The organism is Paraglaciecola sp. (assembly GCF_039942875.1).
In the GTDB taxonomy this organism is placed as follows: Bacteria; Pseudomonadota; Gammaproteobacteria; order Enterobacterales; family Alteromonadaceae; genus Paraglaciecola.
Genome location: NZ_JBDVBQ010000026.1, coordinates 293,414 through 314,662, shown reverse-complemented (window position 1 = coordinate 314,662; position 21,249 = coordinate 293,414). Strand labels below are relative to the sequence as shown.

23 protein-coding genes are annotated in these 21,249 nt (G+C 39.5%); 20 read left to right on the top strand and 3 right to left on the bottom strand.

Annotated elements, in window-relative coordinates; all coding sequences use genetic code 11:
* The first annotated feature begins 50 nt into the window (after positions 1-50).
* From ccmA to ABJE44_RS09755, 10 genes are read left to right on the top strand one after another with little or no spacing between them, the layout of a single operon-like run.
* The gene (ccmA, locus tag ABJE44_RS09800; protein ID WP_348111860.1) at positions 51-680 is read left to right on the top strand and encodes a cytochrome c biogenesis heme-transporting ATPase CcmA; all 630 of its coding nucleotides are present in this window, start codon (positions 51-53) and stop codon (positions 678-680) included.
* The gene (gene ccmB / locus ABJE44_RS09795) at positions 680-1,345 is read left to right on the top strand and encodes a heme exporter protein CcmB (RefSeq protein WP_348111859.1); all 666 of its coding nucleotides are present in this window, start codon (positions 680-682) and stop codon (positions 1,343-1,345) included. The genes ccmA and ccmB overlap by 1 nt, the downstream gene beginning before the upstream one ends.
* Complete coding sequence (locus ABJE44_RS09790) at positions 1,345-2,103, top strand: heme ABC transporter permease (RefSeq protein WP_348111858.1); 759 nt, start codon at positions 1,345-1,347, stop codon at positions 2,101-2,103. Before ccmB ends, ABJE44_RS09790 begins: the two co-directional genes overlap by 1 nt.
* Positions 2,103-2,321, top strand: coding sequence for a heme exporter protein CcmD (gene ccmD / locus ABJE44_RS09785; RefSeq protein WP_348111856.1), 219 nt, complete (start codon positions 2,103-2,105; stop codon positions 2,319-2,321). The genes ABJE44_RS09790 and ccmD overlap by 1 nt, the downstream gene beginning before the upstream one ends.
* Positions 2,318-2,800 carry a cytochrome c maturation protein CcmE gene (gene ccmE / locus ABJE44_RS09780; protein ID WP_348111855.1) on the top strand — a complete coding sequence of 161 codons (483 nt, stop codon included), beginning with the start codon at positions 2,318-2,320 and terminating at the stop codon, positions 2,798-2,800. The genes ccmD and ccmE overlap by 4 nt, the downstream gene beginning before the upstream one ends.
* Before the next feature lie 5 nt (positions 2,801-2,805).
* The gene (locus ABJE44_RS09775) at positions 2,806-4,812 is read left to right on the top strand and encodes a heme lyase CcmF/NrfE family subunit (protein WP_348111854.1); all 2,007 of its coding nucleotides are present in this window, start codon (positions 2,806-2,808) and stop codon (positions 4,810-4,812) included.
* Positions 4,809-5,381: a DsbE family thiol:disulfide interchange protein gene (locus ABJE44_RS09770; RefSeq protein ID WP_348111853.1), complete on the top strand. Its 573-nt coding sequence runs from the start codon at positions 4,809-4,811 to the stop codon at positions 5,379-5,381. Before ABJE44_RS09775 ends, ABJE44_RS09770 begins: the two co-directional genes overlap by 4 nt.
* The gene (locus tag ABJE44_RS09765; RefSeq protein ID WP_348111852.1) at positions 5,381-5,830 is read left to right on the top strand and encodes a cytochrome c-type biogenesis protein; all 450 of its coding nucleotides are present in this window, start codon (positions 5,381-5,383) and stop codon (positions 5,828-5,830) included. The genes ABJE44_RS09770 and ABJE44_RS09765 overlap by 1 nt, the downstream gene beginning before the upstream one ends.
* On the top strand, positions 5,827-7,053 hold the full coding sequence (gene ccmI, locus ABJE44_RS09760) for a c-type cytochrome biogenesis protein CcmI (protein ID WP_348111851.1): 1,227 nt from the start codon (positions 5,827-5,829) through the stop codon (positions 7,051-7,053). The genes ABJE44_RS09765 and ccmI overlap by 4 nt, the downstream gene beginning before the upstream one ends.
* Positions 7,050-7,817: a VacJ family lipoprotein gene (locus tag ABJE44_RS09755; protein ID WP_348111850.1), complete on the top strand. Its 768-nt coding sequence runs from the start codon at positions 7,050-7,052 to the stop codon at positions 7,815-7,817. The genes ccmI and ABJE44_RS09755 overlap by 4 nt, the downstream gene beginning before the upstream one ends.
* Positions 7,818-7,892: 75 nt before the next feature.
* Here ABJE44_RS09755 and galE read toward each other — a convergent pair whose 3' ends face one another.
* The 3 genes from galE to ABJE44_RS09740 all read right to left on the bottom strand — a co-directional run bounded on the left by galE (position 7,893) and on the right by ABJE44_RS09740 (position 10,873).
* The gene (gene galE / locus ABJE44_RS09750) at positions 7,893-8,906 is read right to left on the bottom strand and encodes a UDP-glucose 4-epimerase GalE (protein ID WP_348111849.1); all 1,014 of its coding nucleotides are present in this window, start codon (positions 8,904-8,906) and stop codon (positions 7,893-7,895) included.
* 1 nt (position 8,907) lies between these two features.
* A complete protein-coding gene (locus ABJE44_RS09745; protein ID WP_348111848.1) occupies positions 8,908-9,207 on the bottom strand; it encodes a DUF6170 family protein in 300 nt (99 codons plus the stop codon).
* A gap of 148 nt (positions 9,208-9,355) precedes the next feature.
* Positions 9,356-10,873 (bottom strand): peptide MFS transporter, encoded by a 1,518-nt coding sequence (locus tag ABJE44_RS09740; RefSeq protein WP_348111847.1) that lies wholly within the window; start codon positions 10,871-10,873, stop codon positions 9,356-9,358.
* 618 nt (positions 10,874-11,491) lie between these two features.
* Between ABJE44_RS09740 and wecA the strand changes: the two genes are divergently transcribed.
* From wecA to rfbB, 10 genes are all read left to right on the top strand, one after another.
* Positions 11,492-12,562, top strand: coding sequence for a UDP-N-acetylglucosamine--undecaprenyl-phosphate N-acetylglucosaminephosphotransferase (gene wecA / locus ABJE44_RS09735; protein ID WP_348111846.1), 1,071 nt, complete (start codon positions 11,492-11,494; stop codon positions 12,560-12,562).
* An 82-nt stretch (positions 12,563-12,644) separates the two neighbouring features.
* Positions 12,645-13,004, top strand: coding sequence for a hypothetical protein (locus ABJE44_RS09730; RefSeq protein WP_348111845.1), 360 nt, complete (start codon positions 12,645-12,647; stop codon positions 13,002-13,004).
* A complete protein-coding gene (locus ABJE44_RS09725; protein WP_348111844.1) occupies positions 13,004-14,758 on the top strand; it encodes a polysaccharide biosynthesis/export family protein in 1,755 nt (584 codons plus the stop codon). Before ABJE44_RS09730 ends, ABJE44_RS09725 begins: the two co-directional genes overlap by 1 nt.
* Positions 14,759-14,780: 22 nt before the next feature.
* The gene (locus ABJE44_RS09720) at positions 14,781-15,566 is read left to right on the top strand and encodes an ABC transporter permease (RefSeq protein WP_348111843.1); all 786 of its coding nucleotides are present in this window, start codon (positions 14,781-14,783) and stop codon (positions 15,564-15,566) included.
* A complete protein-coding gene (locus ABJE44_RS09715; protein ID WP_348111841.1) occupies positions 15,563-16,213 on the top strand; it encodes an ABC transporter ATP-binding protein in 651 nt (216 codons plus the stop codon). The genes ABJE44_RS09720 and ABJE44_RS09715 overlap by 4 nt, the downstream gene beginning before the upstream one ends.
* A 2-nt stretch (positions 16,214-16,215) precedes the next feature.
* Positions 16,216-17,673, top strand: a complete 1,458-nt coding sequence (locus ABJE44_RS09710) for a lipopolysaccharide biosynthesis protein (RefSeq protein ID WP_348111840.1) — start codon at positions 16,216-16,218, stop codon at positions 17,671-17,673.
* A gap of 80 nt (positions 17,674-17,753) precedes the next feature.
* Positions 17,754-18,638: a glucose-1-phosphate thymidylyltransferase RfbA gene (rfbA, locus tag ABJE44_RS09705; RefSeq protein ID WP_348111839.1), complete on the top strand. Its 885-nt coding sequence runs from the start codon at positions 17,754-17,756 to the stop codon at positions 18,636-18,638.
* Positions 18,639-18,642: 4 nt separating this feature from the next.
* Entirely contained in the window at positions 18,643-19,191 is a 549-nt protein-coding gene (gene rfbC / locus ABJE44_RS09700) for a dTDP-4-dehydrorhamnose 3,5-epimerase (protein ID WP_348111838.1), read from the top strand.
* Positions 19,192-19,219: 28 nt separating this feature from the next.
* A complete protein-coding gene (rfbD, locus tag ABJE44_RS09695; RefSeq protein ID WP_348111837.1) occupies positions 19,220-20,083 on the top strand; it encodes a dTDP-4-dehydrorhamnose reductase in 864 nt (287 codons plus the stop codon).
* A gap of 16 nt (positions 20,084-20,099) precedes the next feature.
* Positions 20,100-21,185 carry a dTDP-glucose 4,6-dehydratase gene (rfbB, locus tag ABJE44_RS09690; protein ID WP_348111836.1) on the top strand — a complete coding sequence of 362 codons (1,086 nt, stop codon included), beginning with the start codon at positions 20,100-20,102 and terminating at the stop codon, positions 21,183-21,185.
* Positions 21,186-21,249 lie beyond the last annotated feature (64 nt).

The following is a 21,249-nucleotide window of genomic DNA, read 5'->3' as shown; positions in this document are numbered from 1 at the left end:
ATCCGCTATGATATTATTCCCAACTATTTTGTGATCTAAATGGGATAGCTTTGTCAGTACTTTCAGTTAATAATTTGTCGATAGTTAAAAGAGATAGGTTATTATTTTCTAAGGTGAAATTTAACGTTGTTGCTGGCAGTTTGACGTATTTGAGAGGCGTTAACGGTGCCGGTAAAACAAGCATGCTTAGGGTATTGGCTGGTTTAGTTGAGCCTGAGTCTGGTGAGGTTTTGTTTCAAGGTGAAAAAATTCAAGATTGTCGCAATGACTATGCTTTAAGCTTGGTCTACTTTGGGCATAAATTAGGTGTTAACCAAACCCTAACTGCCGTAGAAAATATATTGTTTTGGTGTGTTCTTCATCAGGTTATTACTACTACTGAACAGGTTTATAAGATTTTGGCACAATTAAACTTGGTTGGATTAGAAGATATCCCTGTTGCTAATTTATCCGCAGGGCAGCAGCGAAGAGTGGCGCTTGCAAGGTTTTGGTTTAAAAAAAATGCCAAACTATGGATTTTGGATGAGCCTTTTACTGCATTAGATGTACAAGGAATCGCATTACTCAATCAACAGATTATAAGTTTTTTGGAAAAAGGTGGCGCAGTTGTGATGACCTCTCATCAGTCTTTACAAATAGAATACCCTACTACTGAAGTCACTTTGGAATACAATATTTAATGCAGGCACTGGTTTCCCTTTTAAAAAGAGATTTGTCTTTAGCCTATCGGCAAAGGGCCGAATTGATGCAGCCATTATTGTTTTTTGTATTGGTTATCAGCTTGTTTCCATTAGGTGTAGGGCCAGAGCCTAAAACTCTGCAGTTAATAGGGCCTGGTGTTATTTGGGTTGCTGCAATTTTGTCATCTTTATTAGGCTTAGAAAGAATGTTTAGAGATGATTTTAGTGACGGCTCCCTAGAGCAATTGATATTGTCGGGGGCTTCTTTATCCGGTGCTGCGCTGGTAAAAGTGTTTGCCCATTGGATAACGAGTATTTTTCCACTTATTATTTTATCCCCTCTCTTGGCATTGTTTTTACATTTGACTGAACCTATGTATTGGGCATTGCTCAAAACTTTGCTGTTAGGTACTCCTCTATTGAGCCTTATTGGTGCTATTGCCGTAGGATTAACTGTAGGGCTAAATAAAGGTGGAATGTTACTTGCCCTTTTATTATTACCGGTATTTGTACCCTTGTTAATTTTTGCAACTTCTGCAGTTGAAGCAGCATCAATGGGGTTACAGTACAACGCGCAACTGGCCATTATAGGTGCCATGTTACTTTTTTCTCTTGCTTTGGCACCCTTTGCCATTGCTTACGCACTTAGAGTGAGCCAAAACTGATGTGGAAATGGTTACATCCTTACGCTAAGACCGAACGCACCTACCAACTTTGCCAACTCTTGTTGCCTTGGTTTTCTGTATTTGGCTTATTTATTATAACCTTGGCTGCAGTGTGGGGCTTAGCTTTTGCGCCAACTGATTACCAGCAGAGTGATGCTTACAGAATTATTTACGTACATGTACCAACTGCTGTCCTCTCAAAGAGTTTGTATATTGCTATGGCTGTCGCGGCTTTTGTAGGCTTGGTGTGGCAGGTGAAAACTTCTTTTATGGCTATGATGGCATTCGCGCCAGTTGGTGCTACCGTCACTTTTGTCTCGTTAGTGACAGGTGCTGCTTGGGGGAAACCTATGTGGGGTACTTGGTGGGAGTGGGATGCAAGATTGACGTCGCAGCTTATTCTGCTGTTTTTGTTTCTTGGTGTGATTTCTTTATACAAAGCCTTCGATGATAAACAACAAGCAGGCAAGGCGGCAGGGGTAATGGCTGTGGTAGGTATTATTAACTTGCCAATAATTCATTACTCCGTTGAGTGGTGGAATACCCTACATCAAGGCGCAACTATCATGAAATTAGATAAGCCTTCTATGCCTCCTGAAATGCTATGGCCTTTATTGTTAAGTATTTTAGGGTGGATATTGGTTTGTGGTGCGATATCTATTCAGCGCTTACAAAATGAAATTTTACAAAGAGATTTGAAGCGCCCTTGGGTGGTGAAATTGGCTCTGAATGAGCATGTTTGGGGTGATAAAAAATAATGTATTTTGATGATTTTCAGAGTTTTTGGGATATGGGCGGGTATGGCCTATATGTATGGTTGTCTTTTGGAGTGAGCTTTTTAAGCCTAGCTTGGTTATGGCTGGATTCTTTTTTTAGCAAAAGAGCCTTGTTTAAAAATGTACATGCAGAACAAGCTCGGTTAGCAAGAATTAAAGTCGCTTCTGAAAACTCAGAAAATAATGGGGTACAAGTATGAATCCAAGACGCCAAAAACGTTTGATGGTGGTAGCTGCCATTGTATTAGTCATTGCTGCTGCAGTTGGCTTGATGCTATATGCTCTCAATCAAAATATTGATTTGTTTTATACACCATCTGAATTGATTCAGGGAAAAGAAGGAAACATTCCAGGAGTCGGTCAACGTTTAAGAATAGGTGGCATGGTAGTCGAAGGTTCAGTGAAGCGTGATCAAGAAACCTTAGCAGTAAGTTTTGACCTGATGGATACCGGACCAATTGTGACTGTTAGTTATCAAGGTATTTTACCCGACTTATTTAGAGAGGGACAGGGCATAGTCGCTACTGGAATTTTAACCAGCCCAAATCATATTGACGCTCATGAGGTGTTAGCTAAACACGATGAAGAATATATGCCTCCTGAGCTTGCTGAAAAAATGAAAGGCATTAAGCATGTTAAACCTTCTGAAAGTACTGATTACGAAAGTGGGGCCTACTAAATATTATGCTGGCTGAACTAGGTAATTTCTCATTAATTATGGCTCTTATGGTAGCCATATTATTGTCTGTTTATCCCATGTGGGGGGCCTATAAAGGTCATCAAAAAATGATGGCCATGGCAAAGCCTCTCGCCATTGGTATGTTCTTATTTACTGCATTCTCTTATTTTTGTTTAACTTATGCGTTTGTACATGATGACTTTAGTGTGGCTTATGTTGCTAATACGTCTAATAGCACCTTGCCAATTCATTATAAATACACTGCTGTATGGGGAGGTCATGAAGGCTCTTTTTTACTATGGACTTTGATCCTTTGTGTATGGACTTTAGCCGTTGCGCTTTTTAGTAAAGCAATTCCGGTAAAAGTATTGGCGAGGGTATTAGCTATTTTAGGAATGGTTGGCATTGGTTTTTACCTGTTTATGTTACTCACTTCTAACCCCTTTGATCGCCTGCTACCATTTTACCCAATCGACGGTAAAGACTTAAACCCTTTACTGCAAGACTTTGGGATGATCATTCATCCGCCCATGTTGTACATGGGGTATGTGGGGTTTTCTGTCGCGTTTGCATTTGCTATTGCGGCTCTTATTTCTGGGCAACTCGACTCAACATGGGCTCGCTGGTCTCGCCCTTGGACATTAGCTGCCTGGTCATTTTTAACTGTTGGTGTGGCATTGGGAAGTTGGTGGGCCTACTACGAGCTTGGTTGGGGCGGGTGGTGGTTCTGGGACCCTTCAGAAAATGCTGCTTTTATGCCTTGGATCATTGGTACTGCTTTAGTGCACAGCCTTGCCGTAACTGAAAAACGCAAGGTATTTAAGTCTTGGACGGTGTTTTTAGCCATTGCTGCTTTTTCGTTAAGCTTGTTAGGGACCTTTTTAATTCGTTCTGGGGTCTTGGTATCTGTGCATTCATTTGCAAGCGACCCTAGTAGAGGCTTATTTATTCTTGGTTTATTGGTAGTGATTATTGGTGGGTCTTTGTTCTTGTATGCTCTTAGGGCATCACAAATCAAAAGTAATGGCCGTTATGGCTTAGTGTCGAGAGAAGTATTCCTAATGGGAAATAATATCTTTTTGACAGCCGCAACCTTGGTTGTCTTGCTAGGGACATTATTGCCATTGGTTCACAAAGAATTGGGGATGGGTTCTATCTCTATTGGGGCGCCATTTTTTGACCAGATGTTTACCTATTTGATTGTACCTTTTGTTTTATTACTGGGGGTTGGTCCTTTATCTAGGTGGAAAAATCAGTCTTTACAAGCTCTTTCAAAACAAATAATGATAGCTCTTGGTTTAAGTCTTTCTGCCGGCTTACTAGTTAACGCTGGTTTTGAGCAATCCACTTATATGGCAGACCTTGGATTGGTAATGAGTTTTTGGGTCATAATTACTACTGTTATGGAGGTGCGGCAGCGTATTGAGCCCCAAGTCACAGCGGGTAAATATTCCACATGGCAAAGTTTACAAAAGCTAACGGCAAGTCATTGGGGCATGGTATTAGGTCACCTAGGTTTTGCTGTAACATTAATTGGTATTACATTGGTGAGTGCTTATAACACTGAGCGTAACGTTAGAATGGCAGAAGGTGATAGCGTTAATTTGCAGGGTTATGAATTTGTGTTTAAAGGCATATCTCAATTACAGGGCCCTAATTATTCAGCTGACGTTGCTCACGTTGATGTGTACCAAAATTCACAATTGGTAAGTACGCTGAAAGCTGAAAAACGTTTTTACCCTGTGCAAAGAAATGTGATGACAGAAGCTGGAATTGATTCAGGTTTCAGTCGGGATTTGTTCGTTGCATTAGGGGAGCAGCTTAAAAATGGCGACTGGTCATTACGGATTTATGTGAAACCTTTTATTAATTGGATATGGGCTGGCGCATTTATTATGGCGATAGGTGGGGCATTCTCGATTTCTGACAAACGTTATCGAATGGGAAATCTTGCACGTACTGCTGGCTCTGCTAAAGAAAATCCTAAGAACTTGATGGAGCAAACATCATGAAAAAATTTATGATCTTTCTTTTACCTTTAGTTGTGTTTTTGGGGTTGCTGGCATTTTTATACCAGGGGTTATTTTCAGATCCTAGAGAGCACGAATCAACTTTGCTTGAACAATCAATGCCAGAGTTTGTGTTGCCTGATTTAATGGAGACACAGAAATCGTATAGTCAGGCAATTTTCGAGGGTAAGGTCACGCTTTTAAATGTTTGGGGAGTTTGGTGCGTAACTTGCGCCGTTGAATTACCTTATCTACAACAGCTAAAGCAGGATGGAAAACATATTATTGGTTTGTATTACGACCAAGATATTGATCCTGATTTTGGTATTAAAACCGTTGCAAGAGTGCAACAAGAAGTAAAAGACAAACTTGCTCAGTTGGGGAATCCCTATGCGTTTAATATTTTTGATGTAAAGCGGGATTTGTCACTTGATTTAGGGGTGACCGGAGCGCCAGAGACGTTCTTAATTGACCAGACAGGGAAGATTAGGCTACACCACATTGGGGATATCAACCCAAGGGTCTGGAATACTAAGTTTGCCCCTATTTACAACAAGTTGGTGGCTAACTAATGAAAGGTTTTAGCTTTTTACTTTTTAGTTTTTTATTTGGGCTGAGTTTGTCGGTATTTGCCACTGAAGATAAATTTTACTTTGAAGCTCCCGAACAACAAGCGTTATTTTTTGAATTAACTAAAGAGTTACGCTGTCCTAAATGTCAAAACCAAAATATTGCTGATTCGGATGCTATGATCGCTATCGATTTAAAGCGAAAGGTTTACCAGTTATTGCAGCAGGGCCAAACTAAAGAAGAAGTCATTGATTTTATGAAGCAGCGTTACGGTGACTTTGTTTATTATCAGCCCCCTGTCAACTCAATGACAATTTGGTTATGGTTATTACCGCTATTTTTTATATGTATCGCTATTGCAGGTATTGTATTGGGCCGTAAAAGACAAGTGTCTCATTTAGATGATGAAAAATTGAAGAAAGCGAAAGCCCTACTGGAGTCTGACGAGTGAGTATTTTTTATATATGGGGAGCATGTTTTATTTTCTTTGCTGCAGTGCTGTGTTGCCTTCCATGGATCAGAGAACAAAAGCCTAAAGCCAATGTCATTAATAACAAGGTATTGATTAAACAAAGATTAAACGAGCTTGATAGTGAACAAGAGCAAGGGTTGTTGGATAGTACAGATACCCAGAAGTCTAAAGAAGAGCTTACCCTTGCTATGCTTGATGAGGTATCGGCTCAGTCTCAGCCATCACCAAAAGTAACATCTATTATTTTGCTAGGTGCATTATTAAGTATTGGCGTTGGTGTGGCTGTTTATTGGCAGGCTAATCAGATTGCACAAATTGAACACTGGCAAAATGTAAAACAAAAAACAAGCGAGCTTGGGCAAAGAATGATCCAAGGGGATGCTAGTTTGCAGTTAGATGATTTGAAAGACTTTTCGTTAGGCTTGCGTACTAAGTTAATTGATAACCCCGGAGATCCAGTTGGTTGGATGTTATTAGGACGTGTTTATGGAGCTATGAACAGTATAGATAATGCTATTCAATCATTTGAACAGTCGCTAGAGCTTGACGCTACGAATACCAGCACTATGGCAAGTTACGCGCAGGCGTTGTTGATGACTGGACAAGAAGGGCAAGTGTTAAGGTCCAAACAGGTTTTATTGCATTTGTTGTCTATAGAGCCCGAGAATACTAACGCCATGGGGGTACTGGCTGTTGTGGCGACACAACTTAACGATAAACAGCTAGCTCTAGAAAACTGGCAAAGCTTGTTAGCTTTTATTCCAAATACAGATTCGAATTATAAGTTAATTGAGCAACGTATTAATCAATTGAAGTTTGAGTTGTCAGCAGTTGATGATACTCAGTCTGAGCAATTAATCCCGAGTGTGGCGATTACTGTAAACCTAAATAGTGATTTACGGTTACCAGAAAAAGGGTTTTTGTTTGTGTTTGCTCAGGAAAATAATGGTGCTATGAAAATGCCAGCAGCCGTTGTAAAAATGCCATTGGGGGATTTTCCTGTGGTAATTGAGTTATCAAATAAAAATGCTATGTTGCCTAATTACACTTTGTCACAGCTAAATGACGTAAAAATAGTGGCCCGTATATCGCCAGATGAAGACGTTACCCAGTCAACAGGGGACCTTCAGGGAGAGCGCCTTATTACCCTAAGTAGTGAAAAACAAACCAACGAAACTATTTTAATAGATAGAATTTTATGACAAACAAAAAAGTGATATTCAGTTTTTTAAGCCTTCTCTTCTTGTTAGGTGGTTGTACGTCTACTCGAGTAGTAGACGGGCAGGTTCAAGAATACAATGACCCCAAAGATCCTATTGAGCCTTTTAACCGCGTTATGTGGGACTTCAACTACGATGTATTAGATGCTTATCTTTTACGACCAGCAGCTGTTGCTTACGTTGGGGTTATGCCACAGTTTGCTCGTACTGGGCTGTTAAATATGGCAGAGAATTTGGAAGAACCTTCCAACTCACTCAATAATTTATTGCAAGGTAAGTTAGAAGGATCCTTTATAAGTTTAGGGCGCTTTTTACTCAACTCTACGGTGGGACTGCTTGGCCTAATTGATGTTGCAAGTGAACTAGGTATAGAGGCTAAAGAAGAGGAGTTTGGTGAAGTGCTTGGTAAATGGGGTGTGGGTACGGGTCCGTATCTTATGATCCCAGCATGGGGGCCCACAGATATTCGTTCGGGAGTGGGTGACGTTGTGGACTCTTCTTATTCACCATTAGATAGTCTGAATTTTTATTTTTCGTTTTTTAGAACGGGAATAAAGGTACTGGAAAGCAGAGCCGCGGTTATCTCACAAGAGCAACAACTAAACTCTTCTGCAGATCCTTATAGCTTTGTTAAAAGTGCCTATTTTCAAAACCTAGAGTACAAGGTACTAGACGGAAAAGTTTTAGTATCAGAAGAGGAAGAGGCCCTGGATGATGATATTGATGCGTTTTTGGATGACTTATAAGCGTCAATTTTGTTAAAGAGAAGCCCCGCTTATTAATAGTAAGCGGGGCTTTTTTGTTAAGGTTTTTACTCCTTACTAGTAACCTTCTGGGTTATCTGCCTGCCATTTCCATGAATCTCTGCACATATCTGCTAAACCTCTCGTTGCTTCCCAACCTAATGCGTCAAATGCGGTTTTAGGATCGGCATAGCAAGAAGCGACATCGCCACTGCGCCTCGGTACAAATTGATAAGGGATATTTTGACCGCTTTGTTTTTCAAACTCTTTAACCATGTCTAGAACGCTATACCCTTGGCCCGTTCCTAAATTATAAGTCACTATTCCTACATTAGTTTGTAGCTTTTCTAAGGCTTTTAGATGGCCTGCAGCTAAATCTTCTACATGTATATAGTCTCTTACACCTGTGCCGTCTGGTGTATCGTAGTCATTGCCATAGATAGATAATTGTTCCCGCTTGCCGGTTGCCACTTGCGCTATAAATGGCATTAGGTTGTTAGGGATCCCATTTGGATCTTCGCCAATACGTCCTGATGGGTGAGCTCCAGCTGGGTTAAAATACCGTAGCAGGGCAATATTCCAGTCGTTATCTGATTGATATAAATCTTTTAATACCAGCTCAACCATAAGCTTAGACATGCCGTAAGGGTTTGTTGGTTGACCTGTTGGCATATCTTCTCTTAGAGGTAGTTCAACTGGATCACCATAAACCGTAGCTGATGAACTAAATACTAAGCTTTTAACACCAAATTTTTTCATGGCTTCGCATAAGGTTAAGGTACCGTATACATTGTTATTATAGTAATTAAGAGGTTTTTCGACAGACTCGCCAACAGCTTTTAAGCCTGCAAAATGGATGACAGCATTAATTTTATGCTTAGAAAAAAGTAACTCTAAAATAGTATGGTCACGGATATCACCCTGAACAAATATCGTTTTTTTGCCTGTTAACTCTTCAACTCGTTTGAGTGACTCTTCTGAAGAGTTACATAAATTATCCAGCACAATAACTTGGTTTCCAGCTTCTAATAGCTGTAAGACAGTATGGCTACCAATATAACCGGCTCCACCGGTTACTAAAATTGTTTGCATTTTATTCTCCTAGAAATTTATGTGATGGAATATATTTAGCGACTAAACCATAATGAAATGGTTTTATAAATAATGGATAAAGTAAAGTTACGAGTAAAGCCCAGATTATAGCCACCCAGTTTGTTGCGGTTTGTAATATGAGAACAAATACAGGGATGACTACCAATAACTTTAAAATATTAAGTAGCAGTTTTTCAGGGCCAACTAACTTTTTCTGAGCAACTTGTACTGCCTCTAAACGCTTAGTTAAAGGCAAGTGCTGTAGCTGCGGAATGCTCTTGGTAGAGAAATATAATTTCAATTTAATACCTCTGCATGGTCTCTAATTAATAAACAATATTATCACTATAAATAGGATGAGATGAAAAATATAAACAAAAACGCCTCTAAAATACTGCAAGTTTAGAGGCGTTTATGATTAGTTTCTAAATTAGTTATTTACAAAGGTTTTAATCTTTATTGAAAGACGCTTTTTCGGCGAGCTTTTCCCACTTCCCTGATTTTATTGACAATAACCCCGCCACCAAGGCAGCAGCAATAGTAATTTGGCAAATTCCCATAAATAGGTTGGGCATATCGCTTAAGTTGTCAGGATCCAGTCCTCCAGCTAATAAACCGGCTGTAACGTTTCCAATTGAATAGGTTAAAACAAAAACCCCCATCATTTGGCCAGCAAAGCGTTTGGGAGATAACTTACTTACTGCAGCTAATGCTACAGGGCTTAAGCACAATTCACCTACAGTGTGTAAAAAGTAAGTGGCTACTAAGAAGTAGGGGGCAGCTTTTAAACCGCTAGCTGCAATTTGTGCAGCAAAAAACATAACAATAAAACCTGAGGCCATGATAACTAAGCCAATTGCGCATTTGATTCCGTAAGACGGGGTAATCATACGTTTGCCTAAGTTAACCCATAATGCGGCGAAAAAAGGAGATAGTGTAATGATGAAAAATGAGTTTGCAGATTGAAACCATGCCGGAGGTATTTCAAAGGTTCCTATCATACGTTCAGTATAATCACGGCCAAATAGGTTTAAGGAAGAGCCAGCTTGTTCGAACCCTGACCAGAAAAAGATCGACGCGAGACAAACAACGAATAACGCCCCTAGCGCTCGTTTTTCGTCAGCAGAGAGATTGCCGAAAAGGTAAACACCAGCGTAGTAGGCTAAAAATACTAGTGTAATAGCAATCGCGACATATTGAGCTAGTGTGACTGGATTTATGGTAAGTAGCCCAGTCATCATACTAAACGTAATTGCAGCTAGCCCTAGTAAAAAGGCAACTATAACTCCCCAACTTTTTTTCTGACCTGATTCTGATAGTTTTAATAATGGAACCGCTCCTACACCATTGAGCTTATGAATTGTGGCGCGATATTGAAATAAACCAATTGCCATACCTATTGCAGCGGCGCCGAATGCATAATGGTAACCCGCATTGACTTGTAGCCACCCACAAATGGTATATCCGATGAGAGAACCAATATTGATTCCCATGTAATAAATGGTATAGCCTGCATCACGGCGCTGGTCATCTGCAGCATAAAGCTGGCCCACTAGAATGCCTACATTGGGTTTAAGCAAACCAGTTCCTAAAACCACTAAGATTAACCCAATATAAAAACTCCATGATGCCGGAATCGCTAAAACAATATGGCCACACATTATGACAATGCCGCCATACCATACTGCTTTTTGACTACCAATTAAGCGGTCGGCAATCCATCCACCAGGTAAACCCATGAAATACACAGCACCAGTATATAAACCATATATAGCTGTTGCTGAAGCTACGGTAATAGCTAGTCCTTCTTCTTGGATACTTGCAGTCATAAAAAGTACTAGCAAAGCACGCATCCCGTAATAACTCATACGCTCCCACATCTCTGTGAAGAAAAGAGTCATTAAACCTTTTGGATGTCCGAAAAAGCTAGTATCTAATTGGGTACTATTAGGTTGTTCTGTCGCCATCTATTTTGCCTTTTTTGTATTTATTTGATGATTAAGTTTAGATACGCCTATTATTTATAATCTTATTGAATTCTGGCTATATCTAAACAATTCCCTGTAAATATTTTAAATGTTCAACATGGTTATACTAGAGCGCCACGTTGAAAACAATATAATCACAATGAACTTATATAAAATAACTGAATGAATACTAGAGTGGAGTTATCATGATGCACTCTAGTGGTGCTTTGAGCTTAAACAAAAGCAACGTAGAATTTAAAGAATTAAAAGTAAGTATGAAATAATTATTAGATAATAAATAAAGTTAATTCAATTACTTACAATTAAAAAAAAGCTGCCTTTACTTGTTATCATTCTGTTTACATTATGGTGTTTATTTTTAACATGATATTGCTGGTATTGCAGCAACCTAATTTGTTACTATGCACCGCAATGAGTCGTTAGCCTTCTGTATATTTTTCTTTTTGTACACTTTAAGTATATTTCAAATTACCTAGTATGGTATTTGAGTAGATTTTAAATGAGATACAAGCTAACGCTATTTTTACTTTAGGATTTAATGCAAAGAGGCTTAATTATTGCTTTGCGTTTAGATATAAAAAATAAAGGAAATTATTAATGCTGAATCACCTGGAGTTTGCGCCTTTGTTTACTGCGTTTATGGTAGCAACTATTTTGTTGGTGATTATGACACCATTAGCACATCAATTAGGCTTAGTTGATTCACCTGATGATAGAAAAACGCATATTGGCATGATACCTCTGACTGGAGGTGTATGTATATTTGGAGCGGTGTTTTTTGCCTGTTTCGCTACCGATGTGTGGTTTAAAAACGGTACCTTATTCTTTACTGCTTCAGCGTTTATCGTTCTTTTAGGTATGTTAGATGATAAATTCGATTTAAGTGCAAAAGGCCGTCTTGTTTGTCAATTTGGTGTGGCAGCCATTATGGCTTACAGCGCACAAAACTATCTCACATCGCTTGGTGACATATTTGGATTTGGAGTTGTTGATTTCGGTTTCTTTGGTTATTTCTTTACACTTATTTGTGTTGTCGGTGTTATCAATGCTTTTAATATGATTGACGGCATTGATGGGCTAGCTGGTGGCATGAGTCTAATTGTTTTAGGCAGCTTCGTTTTACTGTTGTTAATTGCTCAAAATGGTGAAGCCGCCATGGGGCCTTTAGTTGTTATCGCTGCAATTGTTCCATTTTTAGCTTTTAATCTGAGTGTTAAGGGATTTAAAGGTAATAAAATATTCATGGGCGATAGCGGCAGTATGTTTGTTGGCCTTACTATAGTCTGGTTGCTAGTTGAATATTCTCAAGGTGGTGAAGCTGCTATGAGACCGATAACCGCTGTTTGGTTAATTGGATTACCTTTGATGGATATGGCTGCAATTATGTATAGAAGAGCTAGGAAAGGTAAGTCAATGTTACAACCTGATAGACAGCATCTTCATAATATATTTATGCGTGCAGGACTATCATCAAGAAGGGCATTAGTGGCTATTTTGTTGCTTGGAAGTTCTTATGCTGCTGTTGGAGTTGTAGGTGAAGTTTTGTTGATACCAGAATATATTATGTTTTGGGCTTTTATTGTACTGTTAATTATCTATAGCTTAGTGATTCAGCATGTTTGGCGAATTCTAACTATTTTTAGAGCTGAATCTGATCCTAAGAATTAACTCAGGGTTATTTCGTTAGTAACCTTTGAATGTGTCTCATCTCGCGTTATTATTCTTTTCAATATTCCAGACCGTATAATTTATGAAAATACTGAGTAGCCTTCTTTTACTGGGCACCCTTTTCCAAGGGTGCAGTTCAATTGATCAACCTATCGCGAGCCGTGCTCTCGTTGAACATGAGTTTGGTCCCGATATCGTGCTTTTATCTTCTGAACAACAACTTGTACTTTCCAAAGATAGAAATACTCGCAAAGCACAAATAAACGGTAAGCAAGCCGAGCTAGGACAGGTATTTTTTGCTGCAAGTGGGAAAATCTGCCGTAAGGTTCAGTTTTTGGTCGATGGTCAACGGGTATATTGTAAAACCGATAAGGGGAGTTGGTATGCTGTTAGCCCTATTTTAGCCAGTTACAATGAAGCTGATGCAGGAGGCAATCAATAATGTCATTCAATTATCGTTTCTTTTCTCTTATGGTATTGAAGTTAATCATTTTTAGTACTAGCTCTTTATTGATAGTGCCATCTTATTCTCAACAAACCCCGACTGAAGAACAGTTACAACAAGCTCAGCAGGCTAGTCAAAGTCAGCAAGTTGATTTATCCCAATATATTCAATCAGGCGGCAACAGTACTGGGCGAGGGGGGAGCATTAACTTACCTTCAGAGTCAGGACCTATGCCTGCAGGTGAAGAAGGGTTGCCACCACCTTACGGCGCAAACTTGTTCAAAGGTGGGTTTGAAACTGAACGCAGTGATGGCTTGAACTCAGCTTATTTAGTTGCGCCTGGCGATAAAATTGCCATCCAAATGTGGGGGACAGTAAATAGCTCTGAGGTCGTAACTGTAGATAATCAAGGTAATATTTTCATTCCTGATGTGGGGCCAATTAAAGTTCAAGATGTTCCTGCTAGTCGCGTGAATTCGGTGGTAACACAAGGGATTAAATCCATATACACCAACAACGTGAGTGTGTATGTTAATCTTCTTACTGCCACACCTGTGAGTGTATTTGTGGCGGGGCCAGTATTGAGACCTGGACAATACGCTGGCTTGGCTTCAGACTCAGTATTGTTTTATCTCAAGCGTGCCGGTGGCATCGACCCTCATCGCGGTAGTTATCGAACCATCACAATTAAACGTCAAGGTGAAACCGTCTTAAGTTACGATTTATATGATTTTCTTAAGTTGGGTAAATTACCTGCATTCTCGTTTAAAGATGAGGACGTAATTTTTGTGGGTGAGCAGGGCGCTATGGTTAACGTAGAAGGCTCTGCGCGATATCCTTTCAGATTTGAACTTGAACCTTCAAAACGCTCTGGTACGGCATTAATGACTTACGCGCGACCTCTATCGAAAACTAGTCATGTAGCAATTACCGGCAGCCGTGCCTCTGGCCCAATTTCGGTCTACTTACCAGTAAAGGAATTTGATCAGTTCTCCATGGCCGATGGCGACACGGTATTATTTAACGATGACATTCGCCCTCAAGTTATTAGTGTGCAGATATCAGGTAGCTATGAAGGACCATCTTTTTATGCTGTTGAAAAAGATACTCGGTTGTTAGACTTGTTGAGCTACATAGAAGTTGACCCAGAACAAGCCAATTATGGTTCAATTTACATTAAGCGCGAAAGCGTCATGGATCAGCAAAAGTTGTTGATCAATGAGTCATTAGATCGCTTAGAGCGTAGTTTATTCACTGCGCCAGCTTCATCTAGTGGTGAAGCCTCGATTCGAGCTCAAGAAGCTGAATTAGTATCCCAATTTATTGCTCGTGCCAGAAGAATCGAACCTCTAGGTAAAGTGATTGTGTCTGAAAATAGCAAAGTTGCGAATATTCGTCTCGAGCAAGGAGATGAAATTGTCATCCCTGCCCAAACTGACTTGATTCAAATAGGCGGCGAAGTGTTAATGCCTCAAGCTATTGTTTATAACCCTAAAGCTACCGTATCAGATTACATCGCGTGGGCTGGTGGGTTCAGTGAACGAGCTGATGATGATCGTATCGCCATTGTTCATGCAAACGGTATAACTAGCTTTGTTTCTTCTGGTTCAAAAGACCAACAAAACGCAAAGTTAAAAGCTGGGGATCAAATTTTGATACTCCCTAAAGTAGACGCCAAAGTTATGCAATCTATCAAAGATGTCACGCAAATCATCTATCAAATTGCTATAGCCGCCAATGTCGCAACTTAATCTAATTGTACAATAGCAGTTTATGACGACAGTTATTAAACGTAACAAATGGGAGATTTGGCGCGATGTCATCTTTGCCTTATTTGCCCGGGAAATACGTACTGGGTTTAATGATAAGTTTGGTCTGAGCTGGGCGGTGGTGAACCCTGTAGTGTTTATTTTTGTGTTGTCTTTTCTACGGGGCAGATTAGCAGGAGGGGATACCCATACCATTCCTACTTTTACCTTCATGGCCATTGGAATTCTATTTATTCAAAGCTTTTTACAAACATTAGGTAGTGCAGCAAGGTCAATTAAAAAAAACAAGGCATTATTTGCGTTTCGACAAGTGCAGCCAATTAGTGCTGTATTTGCAAGTGCCTTATTTGAAGTTTTAATAAAAATATTTGTGATAATTGGTATCGTTATCATTATGTTTTTCATGAACATGGAGTTACAAATATCCGATCCACTTCTATTTATGGTGTGCTTCTTTCTTTTGTGGATACTCGCTGTTTCTTTGGGGCTGTTATTTGGTATCGCTGAGCTTTTTATTGCCGAAATTGGTAAATTAAGAGATTTACTGACCCGTCCGTTATTTTTTGTATCAGGGGTGTTTTTTTCACTACAGGATTTTCCAAAAGAGTATTGGCATTTTTTAAATTGGAATCCAATTCTACACGCAATCGAATTAACTAGATATTCAGTGCATTCTACTTATGGTCACGAAGGAGTGAGTTTAGGGTTTTTGGCCAGCATTGTGTTGATTTTTGTATTCATATCTTTAGCGGTATATCACATCTCCTGGAAGAAGGCGATAAGTCGATGATTCGCTTAGAAAATGTTACTAAATTTTATCCCTCTAGACTTGGCAATCAATATATTTTTAGAAATTTATCTTTTGAAATTCCTAGTGGACATAATATTGGTATTTTAGGCTCTAATGGTGCTGGTAAATCTACGCTCTTCAGGCTACTTGCCGGCAGTGAATACCCCAATAAAGGTCAAATCATTACTGATTTAAGTTTGTCTTGGCCTGTCGCCCTCACTACTGGTATTCATCAACAAATGACCGGGCGGGAAAATACACGATTTATTGGTAAAGTGAATGGTATTGCTGATTTAGATAAATACGAACAACGGGTAAGAGCGTTTGCTGAATTAGGTAAAAAGTTTGATTTACCCGTGCGAAGTTATTCTAGCGGTATGAAACCCAGATTAGCGTTTGCCTGCTCAATTGCTATCGATTTTGACGTTTATCTTATTGATGAAGTCACCTCGGTAGGAGATGCTAAATTTAGACGAAAAGCAAAAAAGGCGTTATTAGAGCGTAGTGAAAAAGCGAACGTCATTATGGTTAGCCATGAAATGGATGAAATAAGACAGTTCTGCGACAGTGCAATAGTGCTGCATAAGGGTGAGTTAACGTTTTATAACGATCTCGAGCAAGGGATCGAACAATATCAGGCTTTATAATCATGACTAAACAAGCACAATTAGAATTAGAACAGCGCTTTGCCGATCTTAAAGCTTCGTTATCTCATGAACAGTGGGCTGATGCTGACTTTTTAACTAGCAGAGTAGATTCGCTAGAATTAATCGACATTACCTTAGCATTTCGGCTAATGCAGCGAGTTAAAAATCTATCGCCAACGCAAGCCAACCAATTAAAATTGAAAGAATTACGAGTTAAGGCTTTAGAGCAAGAGCCTGAGCTGGCTACTTTATCTTCAAACGAGGCAACTAGTCGGAAAACAATGTTAAAAAATAATGCTGTAAGTTTAAAAGATAAAATGGTTGTTTTATCAGCTAATCCTAAATTGAAAAAATTTAAACGTCCTTTTGCACTGTGCGTCATCTTACCTTTTTTGTTATTTACTTTTTATCAAGTGATATGGGCAAGCCCAAGATACGAAAGCCAAGCGCAATTGATTGTTAAAGAGCCCGATGGAATGGCAACGTTAGATCCGGCTATGGCCATTATGTCTGGATTTGGGGTTGGCTCGGGTAGTTTAGATACAGAATTGGTAAAAGCCTTTGTGTATTCTAATGACATGTTGTCGTATTTAGAAAACACATTAGAATTTTCAACACATTACAGTAATACCAAATACGATTTTTTTAGTCGCCTAAGTGGTGAAGCAAGCAGAGAAACTGTCTTAAAGTATTATTTGGACCGGGTTTTAGTGGAGTTGGATGAGAAGTCCCAAGTTATTAGTGTTTTTGTTCAAGGTTTTGATCCTGAGTTTGCGCACTTGATGAGCAAGACTATTGTTGATAGGGCAGAGTGGTATATCAATGAAATTGGTCATAATCTAGCGAAAAAACAACTAGAGTTTGTAACCTTAGAGCACCAGTTGGTTGAGAAGAGACTACAAGAAGCCAAAACCGAATTGTTGGCTTTTCAACGTCGTCATAATTTGCTGGATCCACAAGCAGAAGGTATGGCGTTACAACAAATTACTTATCAAATAGAAGGGCAAATTGCTACGAAAAGAACGGAGCTTAACGCCCTCAGAAACAGTATGAGTGAAAATGCGCCACAAGTATTACAAGCTAAATCTCAATTGGAAAGTATGGTTCAGCAACTCCTAAATGAAAGGGCTAGACTTACAACCGATAAAACAGCTGACAGCTCTTTACCTGACGATGAAAAGAATCTGAGTGTTTCACAAGTCATGGCCAAATTTAGCGATTATAAAATTAATATGGAGCTAGCGTTGCAGGCGTATACGTCTTCACAAGTCTCTTTAGAGAAGTCGAGGATTGAAGCTTATCGCCAACTAAAATATTTGGTTACGGTGGAGTCTCCTACATTACCTCAAGACGCTAAATATCCCGAAGTCTTTTATAATCTGAGCTTGTTTTTAGCTATCACAATAATGTTATTCGGAATTGGTCGAATTGTCATTGCGACTGTGGCTGAATTAAGATAAACGGCAATGGCACTTTACTGTTAGGTTGTTAAATCAAATTAACCACTTTACAATTTTGAAGCTTAAAATTTAAAAAGGTAATGAATGTGAGAAAAGGAATAGTTTTAGCTGGAGGGTCAGGGACGCGCCTTCATCCACTAACATCAGTCATCAGTAAACAATTGATGCCGGTGTATGATAAACCCATGATTTACTATCCTATTTCCACATTAATGTTAGCTGGTATTAAAGATATTTTAATAATTTCTACCCCAGAAGAGTTACCTCGCTTTGAGTCTCTTTTAGGGACAGGGGAAGCATGGGGAGTCAACTTTAGTTATGTTGCACAGCCTTCGCCCGATGGTTTGGCACAAGCGTTCTTGTTAGGTGAAGAGTTCATTGGCGACGACCATTGTGCACTGGTACTAGGGGATAATTTGTATTATGGACATGACTTACAATTGTCTTTAACTAATGCGAATAAACAAACCTCTGGTGCCACCGTATTTGGTTATCATGTTACAGATCCTGAGAGATATGGCGTAGTGGATTTTGATGATGATTGGAAAGCATTGTCTATTGAAGAGAAACCCACTAATCCTAAATCCAATTATGCAGTTACGGGCTTGTATTTTTATGATAACCAAGTGGTTGAGTTGGCAAAGCAGGTAAAGCCATCCCATCGAGGTGAACTGGAAATTACCGATCTCAATAATCTTTATTTAGAGCAAGGTAACTTAAGAGTAGAACTAATGGGAAGGGGATCTGCTTGGTTAGACACAGGTACGATTGACAGCTTACTCGACGCATCCAATTTCATTGCCGCAATTGAAAAACGCCAGGGTTTAAAAATATGTTGCCCTGAAGAAATTGCTTACCGTAAAGGCTTTATTGATGACGAGCAGCTTAAAAAATTAGCCCAACCTCTAATAAAAAGTGGCTACGGCAAATACCTATCCAAACTGTTAACTGAGAAAGTGAAGTAGAAGTATGAAATTAGTAGAAACTAGTATTCAAGACGTGAAAATTATTGAACCTAGAGTGTTTGGTGATGAGCGTGGCTTTTTTATGGAAACATATAGAGATGACTGGTTTAAACAGCATGTAGCAAACGTAGAGTTTGTGCAAGATAATCACAGTAAATCCAAACATGGTATTTTACGTGGGATGCATTACCAATTAGAGCATACGCAAGGCAAGCTCGTACGAGTCACCAGTGGTGAAGTCTATGATGTGGCGGTAGATATGCGTAAATCGTCGCCAACATTCGGCAAATTTGTCGGTGTGCTATTATCGGCTGAAAATAAACGTCAATTATGGGTGCCTGCGGGATTTGCCCATGGTTTTTACGTCACATCAGAGTTTGCCGAATTTTGCTATCGCTGCACTGACTATTATCACCCTGAGTCGGAAGTGTCTATACGTTATGATGATCCTACAATCGGTATCGATTGGCCGTTGGTGAATGATGCAGCACCTAGCTTATCTGCAAAAGATGCAGAAGGGTTAGATTTTAAATCAGCACCTAGCTTTGATTAGTTATCGTAGAATATCGAGTAACAGATAAATGACGATTATAGTTATTGGAAAAAGTGGTCAGTTAGCACAAGAGTTAAAACTATTAGATGATAGTTTGCTTTGTTTAGGCCGCGACGATATTGATATAACCAGTGCTGAAAGTGTTAATTCAATACTGAGTAACAATAATGTCACTGGTATTATCAACGCTTCAGCGTACACCGCTGTGGATAAAGCTGAATCAGAAGAGCAACAAGCGTTTGAAATCAATGGTACGGCTGTAAAGAATCTGGCCAAGCGCGCAAATCAAAATTCAGTACCATTAGTACATGTTTCAACGGATTATGTGTTCTGTGGTGATAAAGGCTCTCCTTATCAGGTTGACGACAAACTTGAGCCTATTGGTGTATATGGCGCGAGTAAAGCGGAAGGGGAAAGAGCGCTTTTGCAATACGCCCCCAAGTACAGTTGCATTATTAGAACCAGTTGGGTTTACTCTCAATTTGGCAATAACTTTGTGAAAACCATGCTGCGGTTGATGGCCGAGAAACCCGAGCTTGGTATTATTGATGACCAAATTGGTTCACCCACATCAGCCAGTGCTTTAGCCAAAGCTTGTTTTTATGCGGTTAATCATAATGTGAATGGAGTGCATCACTTTACCGATTCAGGTGTGTGCAGTTGGTACGATTTTGCATTAGCGATCCAAGAACTAGGCGTCAAAAATGGAATATTAGATAAATCTATTCCGGTTAAGCCTATTTCAACATCAGCGTATCCTACTCCAGCAAAAAGACCGAGCTATAGTGTATTAGATAAAAGTTCACTGAAGTTGGCTTTTGACGGACTAGAACCCAAACATTGGCGAGTAGAGTTGAGTGAAGTTATTCACCAGCTAACCTCAACAAAATAAATAAAAGATATTTGAAATGACCAAAAATAAAGTGTTACTTGTTACTGGCGGTGCCGGATTTATCGGTGCTAACTTCGTATTATATTGGATTCAGAATAATCCAGAAGATACAGTCATTGTGCTCGACGCCCTTACATATGCAGGGAATCGAGAAAACTTAGCGTCTGTAGAGTCTTATGAAAAATTTGTGTTCGTAAAAGGCGATATTTGCGACACGCCATTAGTGGAATCACTATTAGCTGAATACCAAGTAGATACTATTGTGCATTTTGCCGCAGAGTCTCATGTTGACCGCTCAATTACCGGCCCAGATGCCTTTATTGAAACCAATATTATTGGTACTTATAGCCTGCTTAAAGCAGCAAAAAAAGTGTGGATTGACCTTCCTAAAGCTGAAGGGAAGGAACTTTTGCAACACCGCTTCCATCACGTCAGTACCGATGAAGTTTATGGCACACTGGAGCCAAATGATCCGGCTTTTACCGAAGACACGCCTTATGCCCCTAATTCACCTTATTCAGCCAGTAAGGCGGCCAGTGATCACCTAGTAAGAGCTTACCATCACACCTATGGCTTAGAGGTAACCACCAGTAATTGTTCAAACAATTATGGTCCTTACCATTTCCCAGAAAAGTTAATTCCGCTCATTATCACTAATATTTTGCATAATAAACCCTTACCTGTTTATGGCGATGGCCAGCAAATTCGTGATTGGCTTTATGTTGAAGACCATGCTCGCGGAATTGAGTTGGTTCTTAAAAAAGGCCGCATAGGTGAAAATTATAATATTGGTGGTCACAACGAATGGGCTAATATTGATATAGTAAAACTGGTTTGTGAAAAAATGAATCAAGCGTTTGCTACTAGCACTGAATTACAAGAAAAGTATCCAGATGCAGCGAAGGCAATTAAAGGCCGCGCAGAAAACCTGATTACTTACGTTACCGACAGAGCAGGCCATGACAGACGTTATGCTATAGATGCCACTAAAACTAATAATGAATTACAATATAAACCTGAAGAAACGTTTGAAAGCGGCATTACAAAAACTATTGATTGGTATTTAGTCAATGATAGTTGGTGGAAACCACTTTCAAATTAGAAGAATTAATCAAAGTTTACTCATCACCTAAAAATGGTCTTGAAAAATTATAAATACTAGCAAG

Coding starts and splice junctions, on each gene's coding strand:
- ABJE44_RS09725 (WP_348111844.1), top strand. CDS start 13,004: ATGTCATTCAATTATCGTTTCTTTTCTCTTATGGTATTGAAGTTAATC.
- rfbC (WP_348111838.1), top strand. CDS start 18,643: ATGAAATTAGTAGAAACTAGTATTCAAGACGTGAAAATTATTGAACCT.
- ABJE44_RS09715 (WP_348111841.1), top strand. CDS start 15,563: ATGATTCGCTTAGAAAATGTTACTAAATTTTATCCCTCTAGACTTGGC.
- ABJE44_RS09720 (WP_348111843.1), top strand. CDS start 14,781: ATGACGACAGTTATTAAACGTAACAAATGGGAGATTTGGCGCGATGTC.
- ABJE44_RS09730 (WP_348111845.1), top strand. CDS start 12,645: ATGAAAATACTGAGTAGCCTTCTTTTACTGGGCACCCTTTTCCAAGGG.
- galE (WP_348111849.1), bottom strand. CDS start 8,906: ATGCAAACAATTTTAGTAACCGGTGGAGCCGGTTATATTGGTAGCCAT.
- ccmD (WP_348111856.1), top strand. CDS start 2,103: ATGTATTTTGATGATTTTCAGAGTTTTTGGGATATGGGCGGGTATGGC.
- ABJE44_RS09770 (WP_348111853.1), top strand. CDS start 4,809: ATGAAAAAATTTATGATCTTTCTTTTACCTTTAGTTGTGTTTTTGGGG.
- ABJE44_RS09790 (WP_348111858.1), top strand. CDS start 1,345: ATGTGGAAATGGTTACATCCTTACGCTAAGACCGAACGCACCTACCAA.
- rfbA (WP_348111839.1), top strand. CDS start 17,754: ATGAATGTGAGAAAAGGAATAGTTTTAGCTGGAGGGTCAGGGACGCGC.
- ABJE44_RS09765 (WP_348111852.1), top strand. CDS start 5,381: ATGAAAGGTTTTAGCTTTTTACTTTTTAGTTTTTTATTTGGGCTGAGT.
- ccmE (WP_348111855.1), top strand. CDS start 2,318: ATGAATCCAAGACGCCAAAAACGTTTGATGGTGGTAGCTGCCATTGTA.
- rfbD (WP_348111837.1), top strand. CDS start 19,220: ATGACGATTATAGTTATTGGAAAAAGTGGTCAGTTAGCACAAGAGTTA.
- ccmB (WP_348111859.1), top strand. CDS start 680: ATGCAGGCACTGGTTTCCCTTTTAAAAAGAGATTTGTCTTTAGCCTAT.
- ABJE44_RS09755 (WP_348111850.1), top strand. CDS start 7,050: ATGACAAACAAAAAAGTGATATTCAGTTTTTTAAGCCTTCTCTTCTTG.
- rfbB (WP_348111836.1), top strand. CDS start 20,100: ATGACCAAAAATAAAGTGTTACTTGTTACTGGCGGTGCCGGATTTATC.
- ABJE44_RS09775 (WP_348111854.1), top strand. CDS start 2,806: ATGCTGGCTGAACTAGGTAATTTCTCATTAATTATGGCTCTTATGGTA.
- wecA (WP_348111846.1), top strand. CDS start 11,492: ATGCTGAATCACCTGGAGTTTGCGCCTTTGTTTACTGCGTTTATGGTA.
- ABJE44_RS09710 (WP_348111840.1), top strand. CDS start 16,216: ATGACTAAACAAGCACAATTAGAATTAGAACAGCGCTTTGCCGATCTT.
- ABJE44_RS09740 (WP_348111847.1), bottom strand. CDS start 10,873: ATGGCGACAGAACAACCTAATAGTACCCAATTAGATACTAGCTTTTTC.